Origin of the sequence: Colwellia sp. D2M02 (genome assembly GCF_018860755.1) — a bacterium.
Lineage (GTDB): Bacteria > Pseudomonadota > Gammaproteobacteria > Enterobacterales > Alteromonadaceae > Colwellia > Colwellia asteriadis.
In genome coordinates this window covers 1-10,300 of sequence record NZ_JAHKPW010000068.1, presented here as the reverse complement: position 1 = coordinate 10,300, position 10,300 = coordinate 1, and the positions used below count along the sequence as shown (strand labels likewise).

The window sequence follows — 10,300 nt, the reverse complement described above, 5'->3', positions numbered from 1 at the left end:
CCTTTTTAGGTAACGCTACATGGATGTAGCTTATTAGACAATGCAGGCGCTTATTGTCCTGAATAACTACATTATAAAGGCTCTGCCTTGTATAAATACCCAACAAAAATATGCAAGAACAATCTCGAAAGATCAACAGCCCCTAAAAACTGTTAATATAATAAAAAATCGTAATTGAAAGTAATAATGAAAAATAAAACATCCATAGCAGTACAAGATCAGGCGATGAAAATGGCTAAAGGCAATTAAAAAGTAGGGCAGAGCAAAGAGCAAACCAAACTCATTGCACAGGGCATTGAAAAAGGTATTGCCGAATATAAGAAACAACATAAAAGTAAGTTACGTGAGCAAGATAAACTTCGTAAAAAAAAGCTAAAACAACAAGAACAAGTCAGAGTGGTAAATACTAATACTACTTTCAATAATACTGGGGTAAGTTATTATTATTTAGTGCCGTGGGGGCTGTTAGGCTTGAGCTGGTTGGGCTTTATTGGCTACTCATTTTTTAGCCAATAAAGCATTTTATTTGACTTTGAAGCGATGATATTAAAGTTGAGACTCTATGGGGAGTACCGAGTAGAGTCTTAGGTTAAAGCGGCGCCATAAACTCGTTTCTGGTTGAGTGGTGTGGCGAGTTTCTTTACCATTGCTTTTATCAAGCCAAATCACATCGTTACCCTCCAAAATCACTTTATAGGCTATTGCTGTTATTTCCTTGTCGAATAAGTTTGATGCAATATACTGCGCCATGTCGGGGCTTTCACAGATAATACCAAGCTCTGTATTTATCATGGCAGAGCGAGGATCGAAGTTGAACGATCCAATATAAACTTCTTTTCTATCGAAAATATAAGTTTTGGCATGTAAGGCACTTTTGGCTTCAGCACTGTGTTTAAGTGATCGACTTGCTTGAGATTTCACTTTAGGCTTAAACTCGTAAAGCTCTACTCCACCTTTTAATAAATTATAACGATGTCGCGCATAACCCGACTGCGCTAGAATACCATCGGTAGAGGCGAGTGAATTTGTAATAACTTTTACCTTTACTCCTTTTTCAACTAACGAAAGTAAAAATTCGACGCCTTCATCTCCTGGGACAAAGTAAGGAGAAATCAACTCAAGTTGGTTGTTAATATTACTAACATGTGATTGCATCATAGATAACATATACGTGGTTTCAAGCTCACTTTTCCCGAGTGTTTTTTGAGGGCTGTCATAGATGACGTGTGCTTTTGCTTGATAAGTAATATTATTATCATTGCCTTTTAAGTTGTTGATAATATGTTTATATAACGACGTATTTCTCAAATCTTTAGCATAAGTGGAGTTTTGTACAGATAAAACATAATCAGATAATTTACTTTTTACCTTAGCTAGTGCTCCTGAATATTTTTTATAATCATCAAATGCATAGGCGGGTATGGCGAGTGAGCTATTAAAATATATATCAAACTGCTGATTAACGTCATTAATAACTGGCCCTGCACCAACTACGTCTAAATCTGCATAATTACTTCTATCATTACCTTCAAAGTAATTTTCTTCAATATTGCGCCCACCGACAATTGTATACTGACTATCAACGGTAAATGATTTGTTATGCATACGCCTGTTAACTCGTGCTGTATTGGCTAATGCCGCAATAATTCGGTAACCAGCAGAAGAAAAAGGGTTATAAATATGTACTTGAATGTTTTTATGGTGAGCCATAGCAAACAAAATTGATTTTGTTTCACTATCAAGGTTTAAGTCATCAAGGAGTATGCGAATTCTTACACCTTTATCTGCTGCTTGAAGCATTTTATGCATCAATAACTTACCAACAATGTCTGACTTCCAAATATAATACTGTACATCGATAGAGCGTTCAGCCATTGAAACTAACGCGACTCTAGCTAGAAAAGCATCAGTGCCTTCACTGATTAAGTACATATTAGAGTGCTCACTATCTTTGACGTTTAACTGACTTACTATTTGACCTAAAAGTGTATTTTTAGTGTCTCTATAAGCGTGACTTTCATTACGTTCAAAATTAGCAGGTAGCATTGAGCAACCTTGGGTTAAGGTGATAAAAGCTGTAATTAAAAGGGGTTTTAAATAAAACTGCACTTTTGATATCCTTGTTCAACCTTTTAATTAACTTTAATTACCACTAAATATATTAGCAATAAAATGGTAATGCATTACTTTATTTAGAATAAACGGTGGTTGATTATCACTAAGCTTAGCTAAGGAGAGTCAAAACAGAATAAATATTTGATATGGTGTAAATGCTTTAGAGAAGAGTATAGAAGCCATTAACAAATACAATATTAATGGCTTTCATTGGATAATTAATTAGAAGTCATTGCTCTTATTGTCTGCCATAAACTCAATTGCTTTTGAAATCGCTGACTTAACTCTGCTTTCCATTTCAAAACGCTCAGATGGCGGTAGATAAAAAGCCATATCAACCTCGTGTCGTATATAGCGAGTTGGTAACTGGTTTAATACAACGCAAGTTAAATCAGCAATAAAGTCATCATCATATTTTTCATCAAACTTGGCAGTAGCAAATTGTTGCATAACTAATTTTTCATAGTAGTTATGAATATCATCAGAAATTTTCATAGTAAGCCTTAAGATTAAATTATTGATTTATTATTGAGAGTAACCTGAGTGTAGACAAAATGCTAATAGAACGCTGTTTATCAGGCTAAAAATAACTATTACTTGTTGCGATTTAAATAAATTTACCGTTTCTCGGCAAACTCAATGTCACGTTCAATAATTGATATTGCATGGCGACAACGGCCTAAGCGTTGATGCAACGCGAGCACTTCTTTAGAAAGCTGCTCACTGTTTACTTGTTTCGCTACACTGCGCTGTTGTTCGCGCTCAGTTATCATATTGAGTAACCTGCGTTCAAATTCGTGATGTTCGTTAAGTTTTTCGTATAAAAGGTGACTACTACTTAACACCTTACTTGTTACATCATGATATTTATTATTTTCATTTTTTTGTTTAGCGTATTTTATTTTGACTTTTTTTACCGCATCAAAATTGATTTGTGCTGCTTGGTGCATAGCAGCGTTTGCCTGTATTGCGTTATACAGGGCCGAGATTTGCTGTTCTATTTGTTGCAATGTTGTTATAGCTAAGCTACTTCGATTATTACTTTGAGTGCTAGAGCTATTTAAGCGGATGAAATCATTAATTCTTTCTTCAACTTCTTTGACATAATGTAAAAACTGATCACTGCGACAGTGGAATAAGTGCTCTGAGAATAGATTGTTATTTTCAATAAGTTTATGAGATGTCGAGTGTGTATTTTGTTGATCAATAGCTTTTGCTTGCTGACTAATTTGTTCTAGCAAGTATTTAAGTCTATTTGTTGCGTTAACGCTGTTAAGTTGAGTCATGAATTAATCTTTGGAACCAAATGATGCAAATAGAATGAATAAAGATATCACTTATTTTTAACTGCGAATAAATAAGTAACCCCATATCTACAAAGCTTTTCGTAGATATTGTACCACAGCAACCTAACCAATTTGTTAAGGTTTTAGATAATTCTAGATATAAATATTTACAAAAATTAAATATATAATTACTTTATTTCTTAAAATTGTCACTATTTAGGTACAGTTGTTAGCCTCCTAAAATAATTTTATTAGAGTTTAATTCAATGGTGACTTTAATAAACTCCTTTTTTTTTAATGGTTTATGTTTGTTTTTTTTGGGTTTTTTATTGAGCTTTTCATAGGTGTATATTTTGTTAAGGAATTTTCATTTGTGTAACAATTGGTGTTGACGTTTTTTATTGAATACGTTTACTATGCTAGTGACAGATCGGGTCGATGACCAGTTCAATGTAAAGACAAAGCAGTATAGCTTTGCTTTACATCTTAAAGATTAAAACAAAAATATAACCAAATCACACTGTGATCCAGGGAGTAAACATGTATAACAATTCTAAAGTTGCTAAGGCTATCCGCTTAGCGATGATGGTTGGTGCAACTTCTGCAGCAACTATTTCAGCCCCAGTTTTTGCTGCAGAAGCAGCAGAAGAAGAAAAAGTAGAGCGCATTCAGGTAACGGGTTCTAAAATAAAGCGTATTGGCGCTTTATCACCAACACCAGTTGTTGTAATTAGCAGCGTTGATATGCAAGATGCTGGTATCAGTAACGTAAATGATTTTCTGTCTCAAATGCCATCTGCTGAAGTTGGTTTAAGCCCTGAAAACTCAAACAACTTTATTTATGCTAACGGTTTAAATACCACTGATTTACGTGGTTTAGGTAGTGACCGTACTTTAGTTCTTCTTAACGGTCGTCGTTTTATCCCTGGTCAAGCAGGTGGTAACGCAGTTGATTTAAATAATATTGCAACTTCTTTCATTGATAGAATTGAAATATCAACTGGTGGTGCATCTGCGGTTTACGGTGCTGATGCGGTAGCAGGTGTTGTTAACATTATCACTAAAAAATCATTTGATGGTGTTGAGATTGATGTCGCAGCCACACAGCCTAATGAAGGTGGTGGTGAGCAACAATTTGCCTCACTAACTTTCGGTAAAGAATTTGATGATGGTGGTTTTATTGTAAACCTTGACTTTGCAGATCAAGAGCAAATGGCTCGTGGCGACAAAGCATGGTTTATGGATGCTGTAGAAAGCATGGAAAACCCTAATGACACCTCTAACGATGACGGTATCCCTCGAATGATCGCGCATTATGATCGTGAACATTACGGTTTATATGATGAGTCAAGTGAGTTTTTCCTAGGCGGTCAACATTTAACGTTTGATACTAATGGTAACTTACGCCCTATGAATTTAGGTGATGGTCGCTTACCTGCAGGTGGTTTACCAGGATCACGCCAACCTTGGAACTATACAGGTGAGTTTGGTGACGGTATTGCTTATGCACAAGATGAGTACTTCAGAACACCGCTTAAACGCCACACTGTTAACATTGCAGCACATCAAATGATCGCAGAAGATCATGAGCTTAGCTTTGACATGACTTACTCACAAAGTAAAGCACGTGGTCAAAGCACTTCAGTTTTCTGGAGAAGTTTAAATATTCGACGTGATAACCCTTATGTCAAAGATGATTTGGCCCAAATGATGGACGATAACGGTGCATCATCAATTAGTATGAGACGTTTGAATCGTGAAGACTTTGGTGACCGTACGTATGAGCAAGAACGTGAAACGGTTCGTGCCTCAATTGGTCTTGATGGTCAAATTACCGACGAATGGTCTTACTCAGCATATTTCCAACATGGTCAAATGAATCAAGACACTAGTTGGAGAGGTGAAGTATTAACAGAAAACTTTAATAACGCTCTAGACGCGGCTCTGTTCGGCGGCGAAATTGTGTGTGCTGATCGTAATGATGCCGGTGAAGTTATTGGAGCTATCTCTGGTTGTTCGCCAATTAACTTACTTGGCAATAACGGTATCTCAGATGATGCAAGAAATTACATCTCTACGGTAGCAACAGCTGAGCAGGGTCATAAACAAACGAGCTTAGGTTTGAGCGTTAACGGTGATTTATTTGAATTACCCGCTGGTTTTGTTCAAGCAGCATTTAGTTACGATTGGCGTAAAGAGCGTGCTCATGAATTACCAGGTACCGGTATTCGTAAGGGATTAATCTTTGGTAACTCAGGTGATTCGTATGAAGGTGAAATTGATGTTTCTGAATACTCTGCCGAGGTAGCTATTCCACTTGTATCAGATGTGTTCTTAGTTAAAAACTTAACCGCTGAACTTGCATACCGTTACATGGACTATAGTTCAACAGGTGGCGATAGTGCTTATAAACTTGGTTTGACATGGGAAGTTAACGATGAAGTGAGATTCCGTTTTGCGAAATCTCAATCTGTTCGTGCCCCAAATATTAATGAGCTTTATTCTGCATCAGGTACACAGTTTGCGGGTCGTCAAGAGGCGTGTTCTGAAGTAAATATTGAAGCCGCTACTATCTACAAAGATAACCTAGTTAAAAACTGTGCTGCAGATGGTATCCCAGTAGGTTGGAGTCCTTCTGATGCTTGGGTGTTCGGCGGTTCATTACAAGGTCGTCTAGGTGGTAATGGCGAACTTCAAAACGAAGTATCTGAAGATGTTGTTATTGGCTTTATATACACACCAGAATTCCTAGAAGGGTTTGATTTAACACTTGATTACTGGAAGTTTGAAATCACAGACGCGATTCGCTTCTACGATTATGAAAACTCTATGGATAACTGTTATCAGTCTGACAGTTTAGATAACCCGTTCTGTGGTAAGTTTACACGTGATCCGAATACGTTTGAAGTTATAGACTATTATGAAACATCGTTAAATGCAGCTGTAGAAAAACTTAGTGGTGTTGATTTAGAGTCTCGTTACTATTTACCAACAAGCTTTGGTGATTTCAACTTTAACATCGTTGCTACGTACACTGAAGAAAGGTTCTTAAACCCTACAGGTAATGCTGCTGATGGTCGCGATCATGCAGGAGAAGAAGCAAGACCACGTTGGAAAGCACGCGCTAATGCTAGCTACCAAATTGATGATTTCCGTGCAGTACTTACAACGAATTACCGTCACGCAACTGTCAATGATAGAAATGATTGGACACCAGAAGTAAGTAATTACAATGACATTCATTCATATACTACATTCGATATTAATGCTACATATCAAGTATTAGAACAAGTTGAATTACGTATAGGTATGCAAAATATTGCTGATAATACACCACCAAGAAACCCTCATACATTTACTGACGGTGGATACTATGACGTAATTGGTCGTCGTGTTACTGCTGGTGTTAATGTAAAATTCTAGTGTAGGTCTTACTAAAAAGTTAGAATCTTGAAAACCTAGCAGTTTACTGCTAGGTTTTTTTTTGATCCAAAAGTAATACTCTTTACATTTCATTATCACTTTCATAACGTTATTCGCGAAATTTAGTTAAACCCAGCTAATTGCTTTGTTACGTTTTAGTTATTTGTCCAAACGATTCATTCCTGTTTCTAGATGAAATTGTAAAGTTTATTAAACAAATGTATGGTTTTAAGACTCACTTAACTCTAAAAAAAAGTTATATTAAAAAATAAAATTAATGAAATATACAGGAAATACAAACTGTTACCGGTTTAGGTTGGCTTGGTAACCTGTACCTTTGAAATAAAATGTAATTTAAAGGTTGTAAGAGGCCTTGACCATCAAAGCGAATAGCGCTTACTATCTTTAATGACAGATCAGGTCGAAAGACTTATCAGAGAGAATAAACAAGACAACATAGTCTTGATTCTTTAAACATAACTAACAACCAATCACTTAGGTGATTCAGGGAGTATACATGTATAACAATTCTAAAGTTGCTAAAGCTATTCGCCTAGCTATGATGTTTGGCGCAACCTCAGCTGCTGCAATCGCTACACCGGCTGCTATCGCAGAAGAAGGCGCGGAAAGTGTAGAGAGAATTCAAGTAACAGGTTCGCGTATTAAGCGTTCTGAGTTTGAGTCAGCTAGTCCAATTTCTGTTTTTAATGAAAAAGAAATTATGGCCTCAGGTGTTGCTAGTGTTGATGAGTTTTTGAAAGATATTCCAGCTTTTACTGGTTTTCAAATGGGGGCATCAACAAACAACGGTAACAATGGTCAGAAAAAAGTAGATTTACGTGGTTTAGACTTCAACCGTACTTTAGTATTAATTAATGGTCGCAGACAAATTGGCGATGTAAATGATGATGGTGCTGTTGATATTAACGCTGTTCCTATTGCCATGGTTAAACGTATCGAAGTGTTAAAAGATGGTGCCTCTACTATTTATGGTGCTGATGCAATCGCCGGTGTAGTTAATATTATCTTGAAAGATGATGTTGAAGGTGTTGAGATAACTGCTAACTGGGGTGCGGGAACTGACGATGGTCAAGCTGAAAATAGAGGTTTTTCTGTAGTTGCTGGTGCTTCTTCAGATCGTGGTAACTTCACGGTTGGTATCGAGTACAATGAACAACAAGAAATGAAACAAGATGAAAAATCTTGGGCGAAAGAAGCATTATTTCCACAGTTACAACCTGATGGTACTTTTTTAGCGGTTGGCTCTGCATCATCTAACAGTCGAAAAATAACAACAGGCGCTGCAGTCCCAGGTGTAGGTAATACATTCATCGTTGATGGTCCTACAGGTGAGATACGACCATTCAATAAAGATTTTAATGGTAATACCGTTGATGATACTTATAACTATGCACCAGTAAATGCACTAGTTACACCAAATGAGCGCTTTCAGTTCGCAGCCAATGGTAAATATGAGTATATAGATGACCATGAGCTATACATGGAAACACTTTATACACGTAGAACATCGCACCAACGTTTAGCACCTGATGCGTCATTCAATACACCAGGTATTGATCAAAAAATTCCAGCAAGCAACCCATACAATCCATTTGGTGATAACGCGAACAATCCATACGGCGTTTCTGGCCAAGCAGTTACCCTAAACAGACGCTTTACTGAGTCAGGCGGTCGTATTTACCAACAATCAGCTGATACTTTCAGAATGTTAGTTGGTGGTCAAGGCTATATTAATGACTCAATTGGTTATGATGTTTCTTTTACTTACGCTGAAAATGAAGTTATTGAAGAAACTAAAAACCTTCACCGTATTGATAGATGGCAAAAAATGGTTGACCCAGCATTATGTGCTGCTGAAGCAGAATGTTTAGCAGCGGTTGGCTCTGATGGTTTCAATCCATTTGCGGATTACGGTAGTATCACAGATGCTGAGTTGGGCTACTTAATGGCAAACTCCCTTAAGAATTTATCTTGGGGTCGAATGATGTTATTCCAAGCTGGATTAAATGGTGAACTTGAATCTGTTGATTTTGGTTCAGGTGCCTTAGGTTGGGCGGCTGGCTTTGAACACAGATACGAGCAAGGTCGTTTTTCACCTGATGAGTTTATGGCAGAAGGCTTAACAACTTCAGGAGCATCACCAGCTCAAACAGGTGACTTTACTGTTGATGAAGTTTATTTCGAAGTCAACATGCCTGTAACCGATAGCCTAATTGTTGATGCATCTGCTCGTTACTCTGATTACAGTACGGTAGGTGATACTACTAACTTTAAAATAGGTGTTGACTATCAAGCACTTGATTGGGCAAAAGTTCGCGGTGGGTTTGCAACAGGTTTCCGTGCACCTAATATTTCTGAGTTAAACCAAGTTGAAGTAGCTAACAACCCAGTTGTTGAACCATGGTGTGAATTTTTAGATCGTCGTTCAGATGTAACAGACACTATGCGAGCTAACTGTATTGCACAAGGCGCTGATCCAACGGATGATTCAGAATTAGGTTTTGCGTATCAAGCATCGGTTTCAGAAAGAGCACCAGCTCAAGGTACATTAAAACCTGAAGAATCAGAAACCTTTACCTTAGGTGTAGTTTTAACTCCACTAGAGAACTTAAACATTAGTTTTGACTACTGGGATATCTCAATTGATAACTTAATCGGTATTCCAAGTTATAATGACTTATCATACGCGTGTTTAAATTCACCAAACCTTTCAGCGGATGCATGTTCTGTATTTAGGGATTGGGACGGTAATGCATCATCACCAGTTTTATTTGGCGCATACCCTGCTGATGCAGTTATGGAGTATGGTAACTTAGGTGAATTAAGCACTAATGGTTTAGATGTTGATGTTCAATATACTATGGACGTTGACTTTGGTTTTGGTAGCCAACTTGATTTAAGATGGTCAGCGACTAACACCTTCAGCAGAGAAGAAACTTTTGATTATACTGGTACAGTGGAAAAAGTAGGTACTGCTGCTAGCTCAGCTCTATACCCTGAGCTGAGAATGAATGCATCGGCTAACTTAAGCGCAGATGATTGGAACATTCAATGGGCAATGCGTTACATTGGTGAAACTGACGATGTATCACGCCCAGCAGAGCTGACTGATGACTCTGTGGCTGATTCAGTTTTATATCATGATTTAACGGGTAGTTATACATTTGGCGTAGTGAGCTTGACTGTAGGTATCTCTAACTTAACAGATGTAGACGCACCACGCTTCCATAGTGCATTTAACGCAAACACAGAGCCAGGCGTTTACGATGTTATTGGTCGTCGATTATTTGGTTCAGTTAGTGTGAAATTCTAGCAATAGTTTTTATTACTAACTCTAAAAACCGATAGTATTTACTATCGGTTTTTTTTTCATTTAAAATTAAATTGTTGTTAGGGACTGTTGAACTTTAAAGATTCTTTTTACAGCTTTTTGTTGAGTATTTATACAAGGCAGA

At 37.2% G+C, this 10,300-nt stretch carries 5 protein-coding genes and 1 pseudogene; 3 read left to right on the top strand and 3 right to left on the bottom strand.

The window, feature by feature from the left end:
• Positions 1–261: 261 nt before the first annotated feature.
• Positions 262–516, top strand: a pseudogene (locus KO495_RS12480) (DUF2956 family protein); the annotation flags it as partial.
• 30 nt (positions 517–546) lie between these two features.
• Here KO495_RS12480 and KO495_RS12475 read toward each other — a convergent pair.
• The 3 genes from KO495_RS12475 to priC all read right to left on the bottom strand — a co-directional run bounded on the left by KO495_RS12475 (position 547) and on the right by priC (position 3,401).
• Positions 547–2,109, bottom strand: a complete 1,563-nt coding sequence (locus tag KO495_RS12475) for a phospholipase D family protein (protein ID WP_215980742.1) — start codon at positions 2,107–2,109, stop codon at positions 547–549.
• Between the two features lie 228 nt (positions 2,110–2,337).
• A complete protein-coding gene (locus KO495_RS12470) occupies positions 2,338–2,610 on the bottom strand; it encodes a late competence development ComFB family protein (RefSeq protein ID WP_215980741.1) in 273 nt (90 codons plus the stop codon).
• A gap of 122 nt (positions 2,611–2,732) precedes the next feature.
• Complete coding sequence (priC, locus tag KO495_RS12465) at positions 2,733–3,401, bottom strand: primosomal replication protein PriC (protein WP_215980740.1); 669 nt, start codon at positions 3,399–3,401, stop codon at positions 2,733–2,735.
• Between the two features lie 540 nt (positions 3,402–3,941).
• On the opposite strand from priC, the gene KO495_RS12460 reads away from it, so the two are divergent.
• Positions 3,942–6,824, top strand: coding sequence for a TonB-dependent receptor (locus tag KO495_RS12460; RefSeq protein ID WP_215980739.1), 2,883 nt, complete (start codon positions 3,942–3,944; stop codon positions 6,822–6,824).
• A 517-nt stretch (positions 6,825–7,341) separates the two neighbouring features.
• Positions 7,342–10,158 carry a TonB-dependent receptor gene (locus KO495_RS12455; protein WP_215980738.1) on the top strand — a complete coding sequence of 939 codons (2,817 nt, stop codon included), beginning with the start codon at positions 7,342–7,344 and terminating at the stop codon, positions 10,156–10,158.
• Positions 10,159–10,300: the final 142 nt, after the last annotated feature.

What these genes read in the sequence shown, in the direction of transcription:
- KO495_RS12460 (WP_215980739.1), top strand. Translation starts at nt 3,942, where the DNA reads ATGTATAACAATTCTAAAGTTGCTAAGGCTATCCGCTTAGCGATGATG.
- KO495_RS12455 (WP_215980738.1), top strand. Translation starts at nt 7,342, where the DNA reads ATGTATAACAATTCTAAAGTTGCTAAAGCTATTCGCCTAGCTATGATG.
- KO495_RS12470 (WP_215980741.1), bottom strand. Translation starts at nt 2,610, where the DNA reads ATGAAAATTTCTGATGATATTCATAACTACTATGAAAAATTAGTTATG.
- priC (WP_215980740.1), bottom strand. Translation starts at nt 3,401, where the DNA reads ATGACTCAACTTAACAGCGTTAACGCAACAAATAGACTTAAATACTTG.